The organism is Streptococcus oralis subsp. dentisani (assembly GCF_002096615.1).
GTDB lineage: Bacteria > Bacillota > Bacilli > Lactobacillales > Streptococcaceae > Streptococcus > Streptococcus oralis_U.
Genome location: NZ_NCUX01000026.1, coordinates 20,644 through 44,121, shown reverse-complemented (window position 1 = coordinate 44,121; position 23,478 = coordinate 20,644). Strand labels below are relative to the sequence as shown.

Genomic DNA, 23,478 nt, shown 5'->3' with positions numbered 1-23,478 from the left:
GAAATGAAAAAAATAATTCTTTTACTTCTTACCTTAGTAGCATGTGCAGCAGTCTCAATGGCTGCTGCAGATGATTTGAAGGATAATAGTCTCCAGATTGATGACTCCCGACTTGAGAAGAAAGAGGGATTAAAATTTGGATTGCAATCTGAACAAATCAAGGAGCTTTTTAACGAAGCGACTCAAAAGAAGTTGCAAGATATACAGCAGTATCAAGAGGAACAGTTGATCACAGAAAGGGGCCAACTGTTTTCTGCTATACAGGGACCAGTTAAAAAAACTCCCGAAGAGCAGTTGTTTCAACCAAATTCAAAAAAAATAGCTAAATTTCAAACAAATATAGGCCAGGTAGAAAAAAGTGGATTAAGTGACTTTCTTCCAGAGATATTCTATATAGCATTAATTTTCTTGCTTTTTGGAGCAACCGCTGTGATGAGTTATCGTGTGATGGTAGAGGGAATGGATTAAACTTTTAGTAAATCTATCAAGGCTGCTTAGTGAGAAAGAAGATAAATCAGATACAGGAGGCATGTAAGAAGTGGAGCAACATATCAATATTACCCTACGCCTGAAAGAAAGGGATGTGGATATTCGTATTCCACGTCGGATTGAAGTGCGTCGATTAATCCGAGAAGTGGATACCATTTTTAATCCAGGTAAGAAGCGAAAAAAATATCAACTACGAGTTGTTAATAAGGGCTTGTTGCTTGATGAGGGTAAGTATCTGTCGGATTATCCAATGACGACAGGAGATTTAGTAGAGATAGAGGAGATATAGGTGACTGAGGAAAAATTTGTATTTGGCGAGCAGCCATTTATCTATGAAAAAAATGAAACAACTTGGCAATTGAGCCTTAAGCGCTCAGATGTAGCGAGTCAGGATTTGCGGGAGCTCCTGCTTTTGGATTTGCATCATCCGCTCTTTTTGGAACAGACCATGGAGGCAGATGAGGATAGTGTGACGTTTACGTATCAGCTAGAGCCTCATGGTCTTCGTTATGAAGAAGTGAAGAGCCGAACCATTTCAGAGCGGATTCGTTTGGCCTTAAATGTCTTTGGTTTAGAGGCAGCTTTGGCCTTGCCGGTGACCTTTCTTTTGCATCCGATGAATCTTTTTATCACAAAGGATGCCCAAGCAAAGATTGCCTATCGTGGGGTACCAGGCCTCATGACTCCTCAAGCAGTCTCCTCAGAGGACTTTTTACGTCAGGCTAAGTGTTTTGCGGTGACCCTCTTTAGTGATTTGGATTTTATGGACCTTTACAATGGTTCCTTAGAATTAGAGACCTTGCCAGACTTTTTAAATGACCTGTGTCAGGCAGATGATATTGCAACAGCAGTTGCTATTTTGGAACGGTATTATGTAGAGAAATCTGCGAAAGAACAGGCGGATTTGGTCTTGGTTCCAAGTAGACGGCATCGTGTATTTAAGCTTGCGACGATTTGGTTGACAGCGAGTGTCGTCTTGTTAGTCGTCCCTCTGATCTATCTGATTTTCATCCAAAATCCCTTCAAAGAAAAGATGTTGCAGGCAGATACGGCCTTTATCAAGGTGGATTACAGTGGTGTGATTACAGAGTTAGAAGGGATTTCCCCTTCCAGTCTTCCTAATACGCAAAAGTATGAGTTGGCCTACTCTTATATTCAAGGTTTGGAATTTTCTTCAGACCAAAAGAAGGTCATCCTGAATAATGTCACCCTCAAGTCCGATGAACTCTACCTGACCTATTGGATTCAAGTTGGGCGTAATCGTTTTGAGGATGCCCTTGATACAGCGAAGCGGATCAATGACAGTGATTTGATTCTCTATGCTTTGACTCAGGAAATCAAGCAGGTTCGGGAAGATGGCAAGTTGTCAGGAAAAGATCGTGAAAGTAAACTGAATACTTTGGAGAGTGAATATAAGAAATACTGGGATAGCCGAAGTGAGCTATTAACAAGTGATTCTAGTTCTAATGCATCTACTAGTCCAAATTCTCAAGAAAAGGCTTCTGAAAGCAAACCTTCATCTGATAAGAAATCTAGTCCTAGCAGTTCCTCTAGCAATTAAAGTAGACTAAGGAGAGAAACTATGAAAAAACAAATCATTTTCTACAGTCAAGGTCTGCGTTATGAAGTAGAACTGAGTGCAGATAAGACGGTCTTGGTCGGGGCTACTGAAAAGGCTCAAGTCTACCTCTCTCAGCAGGAGAGACCGATTCAGCTCAAGCTTGACGGTGACGAAGTCTTTTATCAGTATGAGGACGAAGCAGGATTATTGAAAGATGCTCTACGTTTGGGCGAGGTTGCCTTTTATCTTCGAGAAGGGGAACCAAGGGTTTATGATCTTTTGGATTTATCAGAGTTTCAGATCGGTTCTCAAAGAGGTGCGTTGATCACACTAGATGAAGATGTTGAACTCTTACTCCAAAAATCTCAGAATCAATGGATGCTAAATAGACTAAAAGGCGCATTTTATCGAAATAATCATCTGGAACAGGTGGATCAGCAACTGCTTCACTTTGGGGATGAGTTGAGTCTAGGGGCGGTGACAATAAAGCTCTATCCAGATGAAGTATGGGTTCAGGGGCCTGCCCAAATTGGGAAACAACTGACTCTGAGAGAACCATCTCGATATGGCTTTTATGAAGATTATCCAGATTATCACCGTTCACCACGTATCATCTATCGTGGGAGTGAGGATAAAATCTTGATCAATCCTCCAGGACAGGAACCAAGTAAGCCCAGTGATGAACTCTTAAAATTAATCATTCCTCCCCTTATGATGATTGGGGTCACTGTCCTCATTACCCTTGTCCAACCTCGAGGTATCTATATTCTTGCGACAGTAGGAATGTCCATAACCACAATGATTTTTTCTATCCGTGGTTTTATCAAAAATCGTAAAAAGTACAAGGCTGATAAGAAGGAACGGATCGATCTCTATCGTCTTTATCTGAAAGATAAGGTCAAGGAATTGACTCGTCTGGAACGAGAACAAAAAGAAGGGATGCACTATCATTTTCCGACTATATTAGAGTTGACAGACTTGGTTGAGAGTTACAATCACCGGATTTACGAAAAAACTCCCTTGCATTTTGACTTTTTATACTATCGTTTGGGGCTCGGGAAAATGCCGACTAGCTATGACTTGCAATATGGTCAACAAGAGCGCAGCGGTAAAAAGGATGCTCTGGAAGAAGAGGGCTACGCTCTCTATAGTCGTCACAAAAAAATTCCAGATATGCCGATTCCGGCAAACCTTAGTCATGGACCGGTTGGGTATATTGGACCTAGAAATCTCGTCCTAGAACAACTGCAGCTTTTGGTGATGCAACTAGCGACTTTTCATTCTTATCATGATGTGCAGTTTATTACTATCTTGCCGGAAGAGGAAAAAGAGCAATGGTCCTGGATGCGTTGGCTCCCTCATGCCAAACTGCAAGAGCTCAATGTTCGAGGTTTTGTCTACAATCAACGGACACGGGACCAGGTTCTCAATAGCTTGAACCAAATCTTGAAACTACGTCGTAGTCAAAAGGAAGAAGCATCCCACAAGGAGAGCACCCTCTTCCATCCCCATTACGTGGTTCTAGTAACCGATGAGAAGCTGATTTTGGACCATGTGATCATGGAATTCTTTACCGAAGATCCGACGGAATTAGGCTGTTCGCTGGTCTTTGTGGAGGATGTGATGAGTTCCTTGTCTGAGAATATCCAGACAGTCATCAACATCAAGGACCGTAATACGGGCCAACTGGTCATGGAAGAAGGAGTCTTGAAAGAGACGGACTTCCACTTGGATCATTTTCCAGCAGATTATGACAAGGAGCGGATTGTCCGTACCTTGGCACCGCTCAATCACCTCCAAAACCTTAAGAGTTCGATCCCAGATTCTGTGACCTTTATGGAAATGTATGGGGTAGAGACCTTCGAGGACTTGCAAGTATCGAGCCGTTGGAAAAAGAATGCACCCTACAAGAGCTTGGCTGTTCCGATTGGGTTACGCGGCAAGGATGACCTGGTTCAGCTCAACCTCCATGAAAAAGCTCATGGACCTCATGGTTTGATCGCAGGGACGACTGGATCAGGGAAGTCAGAAACGATCCAATCCTATATCCTGTCCCTCGCTGTCAACTTCCACCCACATGATGTGGCTTTCTTGTTGATTGACTACAAGGGTGGTGGGATGGCCAATCTCTTTAAAAACCTGCCCCACCTCTTGGGAACCATTACCAACTTGGATGGTGCCCAATCCATGCGGGCCTTGGCTTCGATCAATGCGGAGATCCATCGCCGGGAACGACTCTTTGGGGAATTTGAAGTCAACCATATCAATCAATACCAGAAGAAATTTAAAAACGGAGAAGCGACAGAACCCCTTCCTCACCTCTTCCTCATCTCAGATGAGTTCGCGGAGCTCAAGGTTAACCAGCCCGACTTTATCAAGGAGCTGGTGTCTATCGCTCGAGTCGGGCGTTCCCTCGGGGTTCACTTGATCCTAGCTACTCAGAAGCCATCGGGTGTGGTCGATGACCAGATCTGGTCCAACTCACGCTTCAAGATAGCCCTTAAGGTGGCGGATCGTTCGGACTCCAATGAAATGCTTCATACACCTGATGCGGCCGAGATTACCCAGACGGGTCGTGCCTATCTACAAGTCGGAAATAATGAGGTCTATGAACTCTTCCAGTCAGCCTGGTCAGGCGCGGATTACCAGCCGGACAAGGACGATATGGGGATCGAGGACCATACCATCTTCCTGATCAATGAATTGGGGCAATATGAGATTTTAAATGAGGATCTATCAGGCTTAGAAGATGTGGATGAGATCAAGGAAGTTCCGACAGAGTTGGATGCGATTGTGGAACATATCCAAGTTCTGTGTCAGGAACAAGAGATTCCTCCAGTACCACAGCCATGGTTGCCACCACTTAAGGAGCGCATCGCGCTAGAGGAGCTGGAAGAAGTGCAGCCAGCAGTAGCCTGGGCTCAAGAGAAACCACTCTCTGTACTACTCGGAATGGCAGATATCCCGCAGGCTCAGAAGCAGGAAGCCGTCTCTATCAACCTCTCCAAGGATGGGCATGTCCTTCTTTACGGAAGTCCGGGTACAGGAAAGACGACCTTCCTTCAAACCGCAGCCATGGACTTGGCGAGAAAGTTCAGTCCCAAGGACCTTACCATGTATTTGATGGACTTTGGGACCAATGGTTTGGCTCCCTTGTCTAAACTTCCACAGGTAGCGGATACCATGCTTTTGGACCAAACGGAGAAGATTTCTAAGTTTGTACGAATCATGGAGAAAGAACTCAACCGCCGTAAGAAACTGCTTGCGGACTATGGCGTTGGGACCTTGGAACTCTACCGTCAGGCTAGTGGTCAGCAGGAGCCGGCTATCGTCCTCCTCTTAGACAGCTATGAGGCCATCAAGGATGAGGCCTATGAGGCGGAGGTCTTTAAGCTCTTGGTGCGCATCTCTCGTGAAGGTCTCAGCATCGGAGTACATCTCTTGATGACAGCGGGTCGACAGTCCAATCTTCGGGCTCAGCTCTACTCGAACTTCAAGCACCAGTTGAGCCTTCCACAGAATGATGCGAGTGAAGTGCGGACGATTGTGGGCTCTACGCCACTTGCCATGACCATGGAAGACATCAAGGGACGTGCACTGATGAAGCGTGAAGAGGTGGATGTGATCCAGCTGGCCCTGCCAGTCTCTGGAGCCAATGACACCCAAGTCCTCAATAATCTGCGCCAGGAGGTCGCTTCCCTCCAAGAAGCCTGGACAGGACAGCGCCCAAGTGCCATTCCGATGGTGCCGGAGGAGTTGACAGAGACTGACTTCTACAGCAGAGAAAATGTAAAAAAAGTTTATTCTCAAGGACATATGCCGATTGGGTTAGATATTGAGAATGTTGAACCGATTGTTTGGGATTTTAATAAAGGCAATCTATTGTATATATTCGAACAACAGAATCAAAATGTGAATATGATGAAAGTCGTCTTGAATTATGCATATAAAAAGGAATGCGATAGTTATATTTTTAGCGTTTCAAAAAATCAATCGGAGTACAGTGGAAGCCGGTTACCTGAAAATCTTGTAGGAAGAAAGAATCTGATAAATAGTATATATAATCTAGTTAATGAAAATATTGATTTAGGTGAAATTTTGCAAACTCCTACTATTATAATTTGGGATGAGATAGGAGATATCGTTCAAGAAGACTCTACTTTAATTGAGAAAATTTCATATATTTTATCCCAAGGGCCCAAAATTGGAATTTATAATTTGGTTATGTCAACTCCTTCGTTATCTGGCAAAAGTGACAGCGTTTCTACTTTTGTAAAGAAAATGCGTTATGCAGTTGTAGAAACTAGGTTGAATGATCAGAAAATTATGGCTTTGGCTAATGTAAAATATAGCGAGGCATATTTAGACAGGCATGTTGTCTATTTTGTTGACAATAAAGAATATAACAAATTTAAGCTAGTGATGGAGGAAAATAATGAGTAAATATGATAAAATAGTTGTACAAGTTCAAGAGTATGATAAGGATAGAGTCTATATAACGCTTGGTTATAATTTTGGTTTTTCACTGAATCTCTATAAGGTTAAAGAAGAAGTTTTAAATTTAAACCCAGCAGCGTCCATATTTTTGGCATACTATAAACAGGAATTTGCTAAAAATCAACTGTATAAAAATATAGAAATAAATGTTAATCCAGGAAATACTTTTTTTTCACTTGTTGCTACATCAACAACAATTATTGAGAGTGTAGATAAGTTGTTAAAAGTTATCAATTATGTTCCCAATGAGGAATTTAATCAACTAAAACATGAGTTTATACAACATTATAGAACCCAATATATAGATAATAATTCGGCATTAAAACTGACTCTGTTAGAATTCATTGCACAAAACAAGAGATTCAATAAAGATGAATTTCATAAATATTTAGAAGCATTGTCCATTGAAGATGTCCAAAATGCTCAAAATTATTTATTTAAAGGGATGGAATTTTATGTTCATGCACTAGGAGAAATTGATGAGGAGTTAGAAAGTCAGTTAAGAGAGAAGGTAGAAAGTTTTGACAATGCATCCTTTACAGAATCTGCTTTTCTCCCGTTGTCTGAACAGGATATTGTTCCTAAAAAATTGATATATAAATCCCCTGAATTTATTAAACTATTATTAATTCATACAAACCCAGATAATAAGGAAAAATTAGAGGATATATTTTTAACTTATCAAATTATCAATGAACTTTATCATGAGTATTCTCCTCAAATGATTATTGATACTGCTGATATAGGGATGATAATTTCAAATATAGATTCTGTTAGAATTAATTATTTGAAGGAAAATTTCATTTCATATATCAATAAATTGGAAGAGCAATTTGATTATCTGCTAGTACAAATGCCAAGACTCTTTTCAGAATTGTTTGTAACATTGTGGATATCTGGTATTGACTACGTTCATTATTATAAAAATTTAAAGAATAAATCAACAGAAGAATGTTGGAATACTATTGAAAATATTTTAACAAACAGCTTGTTTTGCAACGTAGAAAAAGAAGGAGTGTATGATGGTACAGATACTAATTAATCCAGAGCCGTTAAAATCTGAAATCAAATCATTAAAGAGCGCAAAAGACAGTATAACAGCTAAATTGACAATAGATACTGATGGGTTAGACTTGCAGACAATTCAGAAGATAAAAGAAATTGAGACAAACTTCAACAAAATAATTGAGGCATATAAAGGTTTGTTAGAACAAGACATTAAGAATATGGATATTATTATTGCAGAGTGGATGAAAGTTGATGCTAAGTATGCCGGGAAAGATTTTATAGGAAGATTGACAGGAGGAAAATAATGAAACTAGATAATTCTAAAGTAGCAACAATTGAGTTAGAAGTTTCAACAACCTACTCTAATGTGGAGAAACAGTTATACCAAGTTTATAAGTCTTTAAAAATTTTGACCCAAACAAATAGCTTTAGAGGAGACGGTGCTGAAGCAGTTAAAACTTTTATGAAGTCGAATAGCTTGAACACAGCATATCTTATTGTAGAGGCCGTTAAAAATCTCGAATCTTCCATCAAAGCTGTAAAATCTGGATTTCTGGAATTTGAATCAGAAGAAACGGGGAAAGTTCTAGATAGTAAGGTTGATGACAAAAAATCAGAGCTTAACAAAATTGCTAAAAATATAGATTCTCATGCTACTTCTCTTGAAGCTTGTGAAAAAAAAGCCGGAAAATTTATTACTGTTGAGAATTCAGATACTGATGCAATCGCGATAGCATTTGCTGATATTGAAAAAAAATTAAAGAAAGTTAATCAAGATTTCCAACAAAAAGATCAAGAATTATACCAAAAAGTTAGCAGATTGACGGATTATTTCTCTAATATTTCTAATAATATTTCCCAAGTTATGAATAATTATGTTCTACCATCAGGGAAATATGATGACAGTAAATTTGATAATTTAAAGCGCGAGCCTTGGTATATTGAAGGGAAAGTTTCAGTTTTTCAAAAGAAAATGGAAGAAGATCCGTTTGTATATGGAGCAGGAAGCGTTGCTAATTGGGAAGGACAGTACGCAATCGGTTTTTCTAATGATGTGTATGCATATGCTGGTGCTGACGCCGTTAGTAGAAATTATGAAATTAAAGTACAAGACGGTGAATTAAAGGCTAACGGGAAAGTAAGGCTTGCTGGTGGCGAATTACATGCTAACGCAGGAGATTTAGCATCAGTTTCTGCAACAGCTGACTTAGCGTCTCTAAAAGGTAGTACGACAATTGGAAAAAATGGTTTGATTCTTTCTGCTGGGGGAGCAGTTGCGTCTGCAGAAGCAACTGCTAAAGTTGCCAATCTCGTTACTGCAAAGGCTTCTGCAAAAGGTCCAAGTGCAGATGGAACAATGGCGCTTTACGATTCTGAAAAGAAAACTCAGTTTGGATTTTCAGGGAGCGCGTCTTTTTATAACGTAAGTGCTTCTGTTGAATTAGATCCTCTTAATGCAAAAATAGGTAAGGGGGACGAACAAAAGAGATTGTTTTCACTTGGGATGAAACCTAAAGTAGGTGCGGGGGGGAGTGCAAAGTTAATGTATACTCGTGAAAAAGTAGCTGATATAAATAAACATATTAGTATTCATTCTAATCGCATAGAAATAGGTGGACAGCTTGGTTTGGGGATAGATTTAGATATTACGGTACCGTCTATTCAATTTAAGTTATGGTAAAATATTGAGTATGGAAAGGAAATGAGCATGAGAAAATTGTTTATTTGCGCTCTGCTTTTTATTCTAACAGGTTGTAGTAGTACAAATGTTAGAAATGAGGTTAATCAAAGTTCTACTATTAATAATAATGATAGACAATTAACTCTTGTTGAACCTTCTAAAAATGAAGGTTATACTGAAGAACTAATTAATCATGTTAAGCAAGTTATTGATAAACATCCATCAATGGGCGAAGATGATAAAGTCAGTATGAACTACGCAGATGCTACTTATACTTTGGAAGGAAAAGAATATGCCGTGTTTTTATTTTCAAACCGGAGTCTTCAAACTGTAGACCGCAGTATTAGTTTTGATTTAAGTTGGTCATATGACGGTCAAGTAGTTTTTGAAAAACAAAAGGTTCTTTATAATCATAACAATAGAGGTGATTTGGAGACTGATCAGGTAGCAATTATGATGTTAGAAATCACGTCAGAGCAAAAAGATATTATAGATAAAATGAATGATCCAAAGAAAATGGAATTAGAAATTTCAAATTTAAGTGTTGAGTAAGGAGTATCTAATGACTGGTATTAAAGTTAGTTTGGTTAGACCTAAGGTTGAAGATGGTTATTCAAAGGAATTAATTGATTTTGTTGAAAAACTTATTCATGAGCATCCGTCTATAGGAGTAGAAGGAAAAATCAGTATGAATTATACTGGAGCAACTTATACCTTTGATGAAAAAGAATATGCTGTATTTTTATTGATAAATAGAACTTCTACGATTGTTGATAGTGACTTGAGTTTTTGCTTGAGTTGGTCGTATAGTGGACAAAAGGTTTTTAATCGACAACCCATTTTTTATAATCATAACAGTAGGGGCGACTTAGGAATAAATCAGGCTACTCTCATGATGTTAGAAATCACTCCTGAACAACAAGAAATTATTAATCAAATGAGTGATTCTCGCAAAATGGAAATCAAAATTATTGCCTAGTTAATTTTTAAGAGTTGATAGAATTTATATAGCTGAAAGGGTAATTAATAATGTCTAAACAAAGTCAAATAGCTGCATTACAGTCGCAAGCTGCTTCAGTGGAGCAGCAAAAAGCAGGTTATGTAGCAAAGGTTCAAGAAATTAAAAAAATTTATGATGAATTATCAAAGTTAAAAAACGATTTTAATAATGAAAAGACATCGTTAAACACACTGAAAAATGAAGATAGTAACGATTGGACAGGAAATCTTTATAAAACTCAGTTTAAGCAACCTGTTGGTAATCTTGTGGAAAAGGAATTAAATAAAACAATTACTGCCATTGATACTAATATGGATCGCCTTATTGATAAAATGAATGAATACGAAAATAAAATTTATGAACTAGATGGACTTCTTGGACATTTAGCCTCAATGATTAATAATATTCTTGGAACTATAGAGAAATGGTTTAATTAATTTTAATGTCAAACGTATTTTAATATTAGGTGATTATAAATGATAAAAGAGGTATATATTCAAATAATCCTAATTCTCACTGCTTTTTTTGCTTTGCTTTTTTTGATATATTTTTTATTTTATAGAAGGGAGAAAAATATTCAGAAATATGCAACAACAAAAGTTGTTGGCAGAGTAGTTAGATATAGCTATTTAAATGGTTCAGATTTAGCCGCTTTACCAGTTGTTGAATACGTGGCAGATGGCAAAATTTATGAAAAACGTTTATCTTATTCAACTTATGAAACTACAACTTCAAGAAAAGCTAAGGCTGAAGTATTAGATACAAAATATATTAGAAGTCCATATCATGTATTAAATTTGAAAAAAATATTTCCTGTTGGTTCTAAAATGTCAGTGTGGTATAATCCTCAAAAGCCTCAACAGGGGTTTGTTGAAAGATATCCAGGACATGATAGAATCTTAAGAATACAAATGATCATTTTCTTATTGGTATATCTATTATTGATAGTGTTATTTACATTTGTTTATTTAATTTGAGAAGTTAATTATTTCCCCCACCTGAATCATCAATTCAGGTGGTTTTCTTTTTCACCTCATTCCTCTATCTAGCTATTCTCCAAAAGTTACCAGATTCTGCCCTAACCTTCCCCGTATGCTATAATAGTCTATAGAAAGTCGAGGGAATGATGAAGAAAATATTATTGGTGGTTGTGGTGCAGGGGTTGGCCATCTTTGTGATTACAGGTCTGCTTTGTTTATTTTTGCGGAGGAATTTTCTTCCGCGCTTTGGCGCCTATTTTTGGTCTGGCAGTGGGAGGGGTTCGCTTCTTGACGGCCATGGTGACAAAAGTGTTTGTGCCCAGTCTCTATGAAGATAGCAAGAAAAAGAAATAATCTATAGAGCAGACATTAGGTTTGGGATCATTGGTCTCAGACCTTTCTCTTATTTTCTCCTGTCTCGTTCCTACTATGATATAATAGAACAAGAACATTTTCTTTCTAGTACCTTGAAAATTCTATATTTTTCGCTTATTTATCTGCTCTGCTATTTACAAAAAAATAAAATAACGGATCTGGGCTACTCGCTCATCTTTGTAGAGGATATGATGAGTTCCTTGTCTGAGAATATCCAGACAGTGATCAATATCAAGGACCGCAATACGGGCCAACTGGTCATGGAAGAGGGAGTTTTGAAAGAGACGGACTTCTACTTGGATCATTTTCCAGCAGATTATGACAAGGAGCGCATCGCGCTAGAGGAGCTGGAAGAAGTGCAGCCAGCGGTTGCTTGGGAAGAAGAGAAATCCCTTTCCTTCCTACTTGGGATGGCGGATATCCCGCAAGCCCAGAAGCAGGAAGCCGTCTCTATCAACCTCTCTAAGGATGGGCATGTCCTTCTTTACGGAAGTCCGGGTACAGGGAAGACTACCTTCCTTCAAACCGCAGCCATGGACTTGGCGAGAAAGTTCAGTCCCAAGGACCTTACCATGTACTTGATGGACTTTGGGACCAATGGTTTGGCTCCATTATCTAAGCTTCCACAGGTAGCGGATACCATGCTTCTGGACCAAACGGAGAAGATCTCTAAGTTTGTGCGGATCATGGAGCGCGAACTCAACCGTCGTAAGAAACTCCTTGCGGACTATGGTGTAGGGACTTTAGAGCTTTACCGAGAGGCTAGTGATCAGCAGGAGCCGGCTATTGTTATTCTCTTAGACAGCTATGAGGCCATCAAGGAGGAGGCTTATGAGGCAGAACTCTTTAAACTCTTGGTGCGCATCTCTCGTGAAGGTCTCAGCATCGGAGTGCATCTCTTGATGACAGCGGGTCGACAGTCCAACCTTCGGGCTCAGCTCTACTCGAACTTCAAGCACCAGTTGAGCCTGCCACAGAATGATGTGAGCGAGGTGCGGGCAATCGTGGGCTCTACGCCCCTTGCCATGACCATGGAGGACATCAAGGGCCGTGCACTCATGAAACGTGAAGAGGTGGATGTTATCCAGTTAGCTCTCCCAGTCTCTGGATCTAATGACACTCAAGTCCTCAACAATCTGCGCCAGGAAGTGGCTTCCCTCCAAGAAGCTTGGACAGGACAACGCCCAAGTGCCATCCCGATGGTGCCAGAGGAGTTGACGGAGGCGGACTTCTATGGTCGAGCAAGTGTACAGGCTACCTATGAGCAAGGTCTCGTACCGCTGGGACTGGACATGGAGACAGTTGAGCCTGTTACTTGGAACCTGGCTAAAGGCAATCTTCTCTATTTAACAGATAAAGAAGAGCAGATGACGGCCTTGGTGAAACACATTGTTAAAGGGAAACAGAAAGTCATCGTCTTGGCACCGCAATTTTCTAAACTCAATCTTGAAAGATTTGGGGAAGAAGTCATTTATGAGAATGAAATACAAAACATCGAAAATAGGCTAGAGCTTCTTGAATCGGAAATTCATAAGCGAAATCAAGAGGGATTAAAGGAACATGTAGTTACCATCATTCTTTATAATATCACGGAAATAATTGGGAATTTAACACCTGTGGCACAAAAGAGACTAGAGTTTATCTTTAAACAAGGTTTACTAGCAGGCTATGCTTCAATTGTTATTACGAACCAAAGTATTTCTCGTAATATAGAGGCTCCATTGCGTCTAGCAAAAGGCTTCAAACAAGCTTTGATTAGCATGAGGCTCAATGACCAAACCATTGTACCCGTCGCAAAGAAACCTCTAAGAGAGACTATGTTAGAAAAGCAAGTTCATTATTTTGTTTGTGAGAGTACATACATTAAGATCAAGGCATTGATGCGCTAAATGATTGATTAAAGGTACAATCACAGTTCAATATTGAACATTATAATCACGGAGTAAAGAAAGATGAAAAAAATAAAAATAATTTTATGGTTACTGATAGGAGGAGTTATACTTATGACAGCAACAACATTGACTGGATGCAATTTAGGTGGTGAAACCATTCCCAAAAACAGGACAAAGAAACAGTACGAATTTGAAAAAACGTTTGAGCCTATGTTTAAATTTTTAGAACAAGACAAGAAGGACTTTACGGGATTAAAGGCATACACTAGTAGAGTTTATATAAAAAATCAAGCTGAAGTTAAAAAATACGAAGTGGACTTAGATATTAATCAAGCTGATATTAAAGGTGATTATACAATAACAATTGGCGACGATAAAGAAACTGTTCCAGTTACTTACTCTAATGGGAAGTTAAATTATGGGTCGGAGGTAACTCCTTTATATGATGAAGAAATTCTTAATTTAGTGATACAAAGAGATTTCTTTACTTCTTTAGATGTAAAGGAGACTTTTAAGAGTGCGGAAACAGAGCTTCGTGAAATTATTTACCAGCCAGAGAATCACTCCGACCTCTATAAACATCTAAAAAGCAAATATGATTTACCAGAGGAAACAACATGTATAGTGTTAGTAAATCATTCCAGCTCAACGATATATAGAGTAACTATTCAACTAAAATCTAATCAAAAGATTGTACAAATTAGTAGCGTTATTTTTGAAAAAGAATGAGGTTTACATGAACGGAATTGAAAAGAGTAATCGTCGAGTTGAAATGTCTGCGGTATTATCGGATGCTGTGTACGATTATGAGAAAGCATATACGGGAGCAATAGAGGGCGATCCCGAAACAGTGGTAAAGGATGTTTTGCGTAATGCCGGTATAGATAGATATGAAATCGTAGACAAAATGTACGATCCAGATTCGGGTGTTGCTGCTATTGCTGTTTACGATGAACTAACAAAGGAGACCTATATCTCATACGCTGGAACCAACATGGAGGCTGATGGTCATAAGGATATAAATGTAGATGCAGCGATTGGATTAAATGATACTTTGTACCTGAAAGAAAAGAATAAACCAGCACTTGATTTCTATGATAGAGTAGAAGCGAGTGGCCGTTATATTAGCACAACTACTGGTCACTCTTACGGAGTGTTTCAGAGCGGGAGAGTGGCATTAGAAAGACAGGTCCTCTCCTGAAACACTGAAAGCTATTACGTATCAATGTTGAACATGATAATCGCGGAGTAAAGAAAGATGAAAAAAATAAAAATAATTTTATGGTTACTGATAGGAGGAGTTATACTTATGACAGCAACAACATTGACTGGGTGCAATTTAGGTGGTGAAACCATTCCCAAAAACAGGACAAAAGAACAGTACGAATTTGAAAAAACCTTTGAACCTATGTTTAAATTTTTAGAGCAAGACAAGAAGGATTTTAATGGGTTAGAAGCTTATAAAAATAATATTTATGTTAGAAATGGGAATGAAGTCAAGGAATATAAAGTGGATTTAGATACTACTCAATCGGATATAAAAGGTAATTATACAATAACCATGGGTGAAACTAAAGAGACTGTTTCTGTTACATATTCTAATGGGAAGTTAAATTATGAGTCGGATATAAATCCTTTATTTGATGAGGAAATTTTCAATTTAGTTGTTAAGAGAGATCATTTCGCTTCTTTAGATATAAAAGAAACATTCAAGAGTGCAGAAACAGAACTTCGTGATATCATCTATCAGCCAGAAAACCAATCTGAACTATTTAAAAATCTAAAAAACAAGTATGATTTACCCGAGGATACAGCCTGTCAGATTAGATTATATTACTCTGGTGGAGACATTTATGGAATCACAATTCAGATAAAAGCTCAAGAAAAAACAGTAGAAATAGATTTAATTTTATCTAAAAAATAGGAGTATGGTTAATGAATGGAATTGAAAAGAGTAATCGGCGGGTTGAAATGTCGTCTATCTTATCGGATGCAGTATATGATTATGAGAGAGCATATACTGCTGGTAAAGAGAATCCAACACTCATGGTTGAAGGTGTTTTAGATAAAGCGGGTGTGGATAGTAGTAGTTATGAAATCGTCGACTCCATGTACGATAAAGATTCAGGTGTTGCGGCCATAGCGGTTAAAGATACGAAGACAGGTGAAACCTATATCTCATACGCTGGAACCAATATGGATGCTGACGGCAATAAGGATCCTATTGTAGACCTTGCCATTGCCTTAAATGACACCTTGTACTTAAAAGAAAAAAACAAACCTGCCCTTGATTTTTATGATAGAGTGGAGGCGAGTGGATACTATATTAGCACAACTACTGGCCATTCTTATGGAGAATTTCAGGCTGGAAGGACAGCCATGGAGAGACAAGTCCCCTATAATTTTGGCTATCAAGGGGCTCCTCAGTCGGTAAACGGTAAGACTGCTAACGAGATGGTGGCATCTGGTGACGCTGCTTGGTATACAGAGGTTGTTGGTAAGAGTAACAATTTTGAGGAATTCAAACATAATTTAAATAAGTATGTTAGAATGTACAACGCCTCGTCGCTTGGGATCATTGGAAGCCTTAAGGGGAAACCAGTTAAACTTCCAGACGATGCTGTACTTAAGCAGTATTGGAATTATCTTTCTCATTTAAAAGATACTTCTCCTGAGACTTTGAAAGCTGCTAAAGAAGAAGCAGAACGAATTGAAGCGTTGAGGAAGAATTACAAGGGTTACTCTGTGACATTTTCTTCAACACGAGATTTATTAACGAATATTGCCTGGGCTCAGGATGGGAAAGAGATTTCATTTGGAGGGCAGGCGCTGGATAATAGTGCTGCAGAGACACTGCTGGATAACAACACTTGGTTAGTGCTAAAATTTTTGGGAATCACAAGGGAAACCAAGTATCCTGGAAATGTTGTTGCGATTGATTTACCGATTCATCATAGTATGACGAAGTACAGAGAAAGTGCTGAAGCGATGGAATATACGAAGCAAGTAGTTCTGGAACAGTTATTTGCGGTTGATATAGATGGTGATGGTTTATTAGATTTTGCAGTGACTCCAGAGAATACAACAACTCGAGATTTGTTGAAAAAGTATGGTGACTCAAAAGAAATTCGCTTAGACACAACATCTATGATAATTTTGATTACAAATCTGAGAGCCAGTTTAGGACATGCGGAAGAGTTGTTAGAAGTAGTTAAGCGTACAAACCAGGCAAATGAAAATGTTATGAACAATTTGTCGAGTCGTACAAACAATCTAAAAGAAGCTGTCTTCCAGCATTTACAATCAATTAGCTTGATTGAAGCTATACAAAAGATAGATAAAGCTTTCAGTAATTATGATGGCATGAAAGAAACGTTTAAAACACTTAATGCATATAATCCCTATGATTTTTCTAGGAATTTTGACTGGTTTGGCTTTAGTGGCCTAAACGACTATTTTGATAGTAATGGAAATAATTTTGACCATGGAGCAATTGAATCAAAATTATATAGTGCGAAGTTTAATAGTGACTCTGCTCTTCTCGATATTGAAGTGCATAACATGACTTCAAAAGGTAAATCCGAAGGTAATATTTGGGCGGAATCAGCCACCTCTACATACTTGGGCTCAAAGGGAGCCGAACTGGTCAATTCATTTGAGGAAATGATTGAGAAAAGTACGAAAGGTTTAGAGAAGCGTTCGCATTTTGGAGATGGGATTCCACAAGCAGTGAATGAAATTTTAAAAGTATTGGAACAAAATATTCAGACAATCATTTATTGTATCTCCTATACTATCTCTGTAGCGGAAATTATCAAAACTGCTTTAGAAGAAACAGATAGAGGATTGGCTAGAAATATAGATACACTAGATTTTAGTTCGGTTCCAGATGTTAATACTAGTGTTTCTCAGGATTATAATACGTACTTGGAGGAGAGTGGTATATTTGATGACCGTGATGTTATTAGTGCTTTTGATGATCAGATAGATGTGAGGGCTGAGGATTTAGCAAATCAGATGTCTACGTCTTTTAGTAGTTACCTAGATAATGCAAAAGGCTATATTGAACAGACGAATAAAGTTATAAATACCTCAAGAGATAATTTAAAAGATCTTATCAATGATTTTCCTACTGAAATTTATTACAAGAACAAATTTGAGGATAAGGACGATAAAAAGTTTTATGGTATTGTGGAATCCCAGATTTCAGTATCGGGTACAATTCGAACAGCTGCTTCAGAGATTGATGTTTTGGATATAGACTTGACCACAGCAGCTACAACGATAAATCTAGTTGTGTCGATGTTAGGAGGCTTCAAGCCTGCGTTCAGGAATGGGATGGAGGATGCATTTTATGGAGCAGCTGAATTGAAAGGTGTTGTTCGTGCTCAAAAAGCAGTTGGTGCAGTAATAAAATCATTGCAGATTCGATTTACAAATTTCAAGAGCGATTTAGATAGTCTTGCTTCAGGTTCTGCTGTACAAGCACTGGGGTATAAACTTGGAGACATGATAAATCTCATGGGTAATGTTAGTCATGTAATTGATGACTGCTTTGGTGATGATTAAAAGTTAATTTCGATTATATCATCAAACAGGAATGTTATATTTTTCAAAATATTCAACAAAATAAATGGGAAGTAATACCCACTTCTGTAGAATTTCATTGCCCACCTGAATTATTTTCAGGTGGTTTTCTTTCATTATTCCATACAGTGTTCAGTTTTTCTTACAATATATCTCTTATGGTATAATGAGTTACAGCATCTTTCTCATCTCAGATGAGTTCGCAGAGCTCAAGGTCAACCAGCCTGATTTTATCAAAGAGCTGGTGTCTATCGCTCGGGTCGGACGTTCCCTCGGGGTTCACTTGATCCTAGCTACGCAGAAGCCATCAGGTGTGGTGGATGACCAGATCTGGTCCAACTCACGCTTCAAGATTGCCCTTAAGGTGGCGGATCGTTCGGACTCTAATGAAATGCTTCATACGCCGGATGCGGCCGAGATTACCCAGACGGGTCGTGCTTATCTGCAGGTCGGAAATAATGAGGTCTATGAACTCTTCCAGTCAGCCTGGTCAGGGGCGGATTACCAGCCGGACAAGGACGATATGGGGATTGAGGATCATACGATTTATCTAATCAATGAGTTGGGTCAATATGAAATCTTGAATGAAGACCTATCGGGCTTAGAAGAAGCCGAAGAAATCAAGGAAGTTCCGACAGAGTTGGATGCGATTGTGCAGCATATCCAAGTTTTGTGTCAGGAACAAGAAATTCCTCCAGTACCCCAGCCATGGTTGCCTCCGCTCAAAGAGCGCATTGCGCTAGAGGAGCTAGAAGAAGTACAACCGACAGTAGCCTGGGGACAAGAGCAACCACTCTCTGTCCTCTTGGGGATGGCGGATATCCCACAAGCCCAGAAGCAGGAAGCCGTCTCTATCAACCTCTCCAAGGATGGGCATGTCCTTCTTTACGGAAGTCCAGGTACAGGGAAGACCACCTTCCTTCAGACAGCTGGTATGGACTTGGCTCGCAAATTCAGTCCCAAGGCCCTTACCCTGTACTTGATGGACTTTGGGACCAATGGATTGGCGCCCTTGTCCAAGCTTCCGCAGGTGGCAGACACCATGCTTTTGGATCAGGCAGAGAAGATTTCTAAGTTTGTGCGGATCATGGAGCGCGAACTCAACCGTCGTAAGAAACTCCTTGCGGACTATGGTGTAGGGACTTTAGAGCTCTACCGAGAGGCTAGTGGCCAGCAAGAGCCGTCTATCGTTATTCTCTTAGACAGCTATGAGGCCATCAAGGAGGAGGTTTATGAGGCAGAACTCTTTAAACTCTTGGTGCGCATCTCTCGTGAAGGTCTCAGCATCGGAGTGCATCTCTTGATGACAGCGGGTCGACAGTCCAACCTTCGGGCTCAGCTCTACTCGAACTTCAAGCACCAGTTGAGCCTTCCACAGAATGATGTGAGCGAGGTGCGGGCAATCGTGGGCTCTACGCCACTTGCCATGACTATGGAAGACATCAAGGGCCGTGCACTCATGAAACGTGAAGAGGTGGATGTTATCCAGCTGGCTTTGCCAGTCTCTGGAGCCAATGACACCCAAGTCCTCAACAACCTTCGTCAGGAAGTGGCATCCCTCCAAGAAGCTTGGACAGGTCAGCGCCCAAGTGCTATCCCGATGGTGCCAGAGGAGTTGATGATGGAAGAATTTTTGAATTTGCCTAGTGTACAAGAAGCTATTGAGAATGGTCAGATTCCTATCGGTTTGGAGCTAGAAATGGTTGGAAGTGTCAATATCTCTCTTAGCAAATTTAAACACATGGCTTATGTGTCAAATGCAGAAGATGCTTTTGATAATATAACACATCATTTATTAAAAACTATTCTTAGAATGCCTAACGTCCATACGATGTTGATTGATGCTTTCCAAGAATATGAAGCATACAGTGACCAGGTGAACACCTATGTTGGAAGTAAAAAGGAACTGTCGGACATAGGAAATCAGCTAATCTATGAAATAGAGAGCCGTCTTAAAAAAGGTATATCATCTGAATGGATCATTTTTATACCAAATATGAGAGCACTGGTATCCGAAAGCGATCTAAATGAACAACAGCTTCAATTTATGTTTGAGAAGGGGTATCGAGTAGGGATGAGGTTTATTATTGGTACTGATTATGCTTACATTGGGACAAGTATTGATCCAATTCCTAGATACCTTAAAACAAATGTTCAGTGGGTCATCTTTGGTATGCGCCTAATGGATCAAACCTTCTTAGATAAAGGAATGTATAGCAGAGATGTGGCTCCAGATCCCGATCAGATTTATTTGCATTCTCGGAAAGAAGTCATCAAACTCAAAATTAGTAAGAATAAGTAAAAATATTATTTGATACTTAAGATTCAACCCTATCTCTTGACGATTTGATAGTAGAAAGGATAATTGAAAAGGTTATTGAACATGGGACAAGTAAAAAGTGAAAAAGGCAAGGCAAGCACTATTGCAACTGGAATTGTATCAGCAAGCAATAGCATTACTACTGCTGGTACAGTTACGAGAGATAAGACAAGCTATTATACCGCTAATACGGTAGGAAGAAGATTGATCATAAATGAGGCCTCTATGGCTGAAAATGTTCAATCGAAAATAAGTGAATTCGTAAAACTAATTCATGGTGTCGCAAATGAATTCGAAGTAGTAGATGAGAAGATCAGTACATTGTGGCAAAATAATTTGCCGTCGAGTCAAAATAAGGGGACAACTGGTCTACCTTCTCTGTATTCAAATCCGTCATTTGTTCCTCAAAATAATTTATTTAAGGAGTGAGGATGGAAAAAACTAGGAAATTAGAAGATATTCAATGTAGTGTTCAACAGATTCAAACGAAATTATCAAAGTTAGAAGCAGAAAGAGATCAGTTTTCTTACGTTGCGACGGAGATCATAGATCTTTGTCAAACGAACTTCCTCCCATATAGAGAATTAGGATATTATCCGTTATCAGTTAAAGATGAGATGGATCGTCTTGAAGATATAGAAATGTTAAAAAGGTATGAACAGCTACTTGATGATTTTATCACCGAGAGGAAAGAAGAACTAAAAAAGGCGGTGACCATGCTAGAGGACGAAAAAGAGGAACTTCTTTTTCAACAACGCCGTCTTGAATCACAAAATGAGGAGAAGGAGGAGAAGAATGGGGATTAAAGTAGACATAGGCTCAGCAGATTCGCAGGGCAGCACAGCAAATAGTGTATTAAGCAACCGTGTGAATTATTATAACGATGTCATTATTGCCTTTAATAATTTGATTACAGAGGGAGAATTAAAAGGTAAAGCCTATGATAGCGCTAAGTCCTATGCGGAAAATATAATGGTTCCCCTACTTAGAGGAGTTATTCTATTTTCAGAGAGTCTAGGAGGAAAAGCCAGTGAACTACCGACTCTTTACCGTTCACAAGTCGGTGGAGAAAGTCTAGATGAGGAGATACTTCAAAAGCAAATTGAAGCGAAGAATACAACCATTTCGACTCATGAAGCTATTTTGTATAGTTTATCCAATCTAAAGGACATCGATCCTACTTATAAAAGTAACGTTCGAGGAATTATCTCAAATGCAACGAGTAAGCGAGATGAGTTACAAAGGAAATTAGAAAAATTGCAGTCGTTTGCGAGCTCGACCAGTGGTCATTTTTCGGATTCAGAAAGCCTACAGACTTTAGTTTTTCAAGGTTTTGAACAAGTCACGGGTGACTTTGGAAAGTTTGATGGAACTTTTAAAATAGAGGGACAAGCTCCTTGGGCTAATACTATTAATAATGAGTGGACGAAACGTTCTGAGGTGATCCAAAATTACCAAAATGTTTTAGATAAAATTAAAAATGAAACCGAATTAGATGAGAATGATATAGCAGCGATTGCAGAGTATGGAAAACGTTATCCTGATAAAGAGTTGCCAGAGAATGTTAAAGATGCTGTACGAAAATATATCGAGAGTAAAGTTAATAGTGATATAAATGACAATAAAATCGGAGAGTTATTTGAACTTATACGAGATACGTCTCTGGAAGAAATTGCTAAAGACACCATTGCTAAGTTAAGTTCAAAGAATCCTCACCTGTCAGAATACTTTAAGTATTTTACTACTACTGATAAGTTTGGTAATATAAACATTACCTACTCTGGGGATAGTAAAGGATATACGGATGATTTATTCAAAGCAAATGCTGCGAATTTACTTAAGCAATTCACAACTTCAGAATTTAATATTCCCATACCAGGAACCAACTCATCTGTTGGGATCTCAGGGATTAGTTCAGTATTTATGGGGATGGACTTTTTGAACAACCTGCAAAATGAGAATGTAGGACGTGCCTTTACCCATACTGCAGCAATAACGGTAATGACTACAGTAGGGGTAGACTTTGCAACAACAGCTCTTTTGGCTACAGCTACAGGTTCTGGAACTGTAGCAGCAGCTGCAACATTTTTAGCCTCTAATCCAATTGGTTGGACTATCGTGGCAGGTGTTACAATAGGATATGCAGTAGGATATGCTTATGAGCATAACTTTTTGGGGATTAAAACTATAGCAAATGATTTTGGGGATAAAATTAATAAAGGAATAGAATGGGTAGGTGACAATATTGATTCAGGTATCAAGGAAGTCGGAAATTGCATAGACTCAGGTATTAAATCAATTCAGAAAGTGTTTGGGTGGTAAATGTGGAATTAAAATTTAAATATTCGAATATAGCAGTTTTTAGAATCGTTGAGTTTAAGAACAAAGATTATATCTTAGATCCTACTACTATAAAAGGAAAGTCCTATTTCTTCGGTTTACTTCCTAAAGAAGTTACTGCTGAAATGGTTGAGTTATCTCCATCTAATGATAGTTTTAGAATAAAATCTAAGACACCAATAGGGGCGTCTACTGCTTTAGTCATCATGGTTCAGCCATTCGTAGCTATCTCATATAGACTTATAAAAGATGCATTCATTGATTGGGGTATAAGTCAACAGCTTTTTTTGAAATTAGGTGTGTTTGCATTCTCCTTATTCTTGTCTTATCTTATGGCTGTCTTCTATGAAAAAAGTGCGGTTGGAAAGTTTGAATCAAGAATTCCCCAAAATAGTAAACGCTGTCGACTTGTTTTTGAACCCAAAGGTAAACGAATGATTGATTGGTATGTAATTTTAGCAATTAATATTGTTTGTTTAATGTTTTTTATGGGAACTAATGATGGCTCAGAAGGAGTCTTGTTGATTATTAATGGCATAATTTCTTGGTTTTACTTTGTAATGATGAGAATGCCGCAAGTTCCCTCATATTATAAGACACTAATATTAACTGAAATTGAAGAGCTATAAATACAGAATGCCGAGAAGTTAGAAATGATATTGATTCAGGTATTAAATCCATTCAGAAAGTGTTTGGGTGGTGAATGATTCATTTAAAGTTCAAGACTGCTTATACGATGGTGTATAGT

Annotated in this window: 19 protein-coding genes and 3 pseudogenes; all 22 read left to right on the top strand. The window is 38.8% G+C overall.

Annotation, left to right across the window (positions count from 1 at the left end; translation table 11 throughout):
* Window positions 1-3 precede the first annotated feature (3 nt).
* The 22 genes and pseudogenes from essA to B7708_RS00950 all read left to right on the top strand — a co-directional run bounded on the left by essA (window position 4) and on the right by B7708_RS00950 (window position 23,359).
* Entirely contained in the window at window positions 4-468 is a 465-nt protein-coding gene (gene essA, locus B7708_RS01055) for a type VII secretion protein EssA (RefSeq protein WP_084973108.1), read from the top strand.
* 70 nt (window positions 469-538) lie between these two features.
* On the top strand, window positions 539-778 hold the full coding sequence (locus tag B7708_RS01050; RefSeq protein ID WP_000434882.1) for an EsaB/YukD family protein: 240 nt from the start codon (window positions 539-541) through the stop codon (window positions 776-778).
* Window positions 779-2,050: a type VII secretion protein EssB gene (gene essB, locus B7708_RS01045; protein ID WP_084973106.1), complete on the top strand. Its 1,272-nt coding sequence runs from the start codon at window positions 779-781 to the stop codon at window positions 2,048-2,050.
* Window positions 2,051-2,071: 21 nt separating this feature from the next.
* Window positions 2,072-6,493, top strand: coding sequence for a type VII secretion protein EssC (gene essC / locus B7708_RS01040; protein ID WP_084973104.1), 4,422 nt, complete (start codon window positions 2,072-2,074; stop codon window positions 6,491-6,493).
* The gene (locus tag B7708_RS01035) at window positions 6,486-7,589 is read left to right on the top strand and encodes a hypothetical protein (protein ID WP_084973102.1); all 1,104 of its coding nucleotides are present in this window, start codon (window positions 6,486-6,488) and stop codon (window positions 7,587-7,589) included. The genes essC (B7708_RS01040) and B7708_RS01035 overlap by 8 nt, the downstream gene beginning before the upstream one ends.
* Window positions 7,570-7,860: a DUF5344 family protein gene (locus tag B7708_RS01030; protein ID WP_084973100.1), complete on the top strand. Its 291-nt coding sequence runs from the start codon at window positions 7,570-7,572 to the stop codon at window positions 7,858-7,860. The genes B7708_RS01035 and B7708_RS01030 overlap by 20 nt, the downstream gene beginning before the upstream one ends.
* Complete coding sequence (locus tag B7708_RS01025) at window positions 7,860-9,236, top strand: T7SS effector LXG polymorphic toxin (RefSeq protein WP_084973098.1); 1,377 nt, start codon at window positions 7,860-7,862, stop codon at window positions 9,234-9,236. The genes B7708_RS01030 and B7708_RS01025 overlap by 1 nt, the downstream gene beginning before the upstream one ends.
* 27 nt (window positions 9,237-9,263) lie before the next feature.
* Window positions 9,264-9,788 carry a hypothetical protein gene (locus B7708_RS01020; RefSeq protein ID WP_084973096.1) on the top strand — a complete coding sequence of 175 codons (525 nt, stop codon included), beginning with the start codon at window positions 9,264-9,266 and terminating at the stop codon, window positions 9,786-9,788.
* Window positions 9,789-9,798: 10 nt separating this feature from the next.
* Entirely contained in the window at window positions 9,799-10,215 is a 417-nt protein-coding gene (locus B7708_RS01015) for a hypothetical protein (protein WP_084973094.1), read from the top strand.
* A 50-nt stretch (window positions 10,216-10,265) separates the two neighbouring features.
* Window positions 10,266-10,673 carry a YwqH-like family protein gene (locus tag B7708_RS01010; RefSeq protein ID WP_084973092.1) on the top strand — a complete coding sequence of 136 codons (408 nt, stop codon included), beginning with the start codon at window positions 10,266-10,268 and terminating at the stop codon, window positions 10,671-10,673.
* Window positions 10,674-10,712: 39 nt separating this feature from the next.
* The gene (locus tag B7708_RS01005; RefSeq protein WP_084973091.1) at window positions 10,713-11,213 is read left to right on the top strand and encodes a DUF3592 domain-containing protein; all 501 of its coding nucleotides are present in this window, start codon (window positions 10,713-10,715) and stop codon (window positions 11,211-11,213) included.
* A 146-nt stretch (window positions 11,214-11,359) separates the two neighbouring features.
* Window positions 11,360-11,570 (top strand): annotated as a pseudogene (locus B7708_RS01000) (hypothetical protein).
* Window positions 11,571-11,914: 344 nt separating this feature from the next.
* Window positions 11,915-13,480, top strand: a pseudogene (locus tag B7708_RS00995) (FtsK/SpoIIIE domain-containing protein); the annotation flags it as partial.
* A gap of 63 nt (window positions 13,481-13,543) precedes the next feature.
* Window positions 13,544-14,212 (top strand): hypothetical protein, encoded by a 669-nt coding sequence (locus B7708_RS00990; RefSeq protein ID WP_084973087.1) that lies wholly within the window; start codon window positions 13,544-13,546, stop codon window positions 14,210-14,212.
* Window positions 14,213-14,219: 7 nt separating this feature from the next.
* Window positions 14,220-14,684 (top strand): hypothetical protein, encoded by a 465-nt coding sequence (locus B7708_RS00985; RefSeq protein WP_084973085.1) that lies wholly within the window; start codon window positions 14,220-14,222, stop codon window positions 14,682-14,684.
* A 57-nt stretch (window positions 14,685-14,741) separates the two neighbouring features.
* Entirely contained in the window at window positions 14,742-15,407 is a 666-nt protein-coding gene (locus B7708_RS00980; RefSeq protein ID WP_084973083.1) for a hypothetical protein, read from the top strand.
* Between the two features lie 11 nt (window positions 15,408-15,418).
* Window positions 15,419-18,052, top strand: a complete 2,634-nt coding sequence (locus tag B7708_RS00975) for an SA1320 family protein (RefSeq protein ID WP_084973081.1) — start codon at window positions 15,419-15,421, stop codon at window positions 18,050-18,052.
* A 196-nt stretch (window positions 18,053-18,248) separates the two neighbouring features.
* A pseudogene (gene essC, locus B7708_RS00970) lies at window positions 18,249-20,372 on the top strand (type VII secretion protein EssC); the annotation flags it as partial.
* Between the two features lie 81 nt (window positions 20,373-20,453).
* Entirely contained in the window at window positions 20,454-20,819 is a 366-nt protein-coding gene (locus B7708_RS00965; RefSeq protein ID WP_084973077.1) for a TIGR04197 family type VII secretion effector, read from the top strand.
* 2 nt (window positions 20,820-20,821) lie between these two features.
* Window positions 20,822-21,196, top strand: coding sequence for a hypothetical protein (locus tag B7708_RS00960; RefSeq protein WP_084973075.1), 375 nt, complete (start codon window positions 20,822-20,824; stop codon window positions 21,194-21,196).
* Window positions 21,186-22,712 carry a T7SS effector LXG polymorphic toxin gene (locus B7708_RS00955; protein ID WP_084973072.1) on the top strand — a complete coding sequence of 509 codons (1,527 nt, stop codon included), beginning with the start codon at window positions 21,186-21,188 and terminating at the stop codon, window positions 22,710-22,712. Before B7708_RS00960 ends, B7708_RS00955 begins: the two co-directional genes overlap by 11 nt.
* A gap of 2 nt (window positions 22,713-22,714) precedes the next feature.
* Window positions 22,715-23,359, top strand: a complete 645-nt coding sequence (locus tag B7708_RS00950) for a DUF443 domain-containing protein (RefSeq protein WP_084973186.1) — start codon at window positions 22,715-22,717, stop codon at window positions 23,357-23,359.
* The last annotated feature ends 119 nt before the right edge of the window (window positions 23,360-23,478 follow it).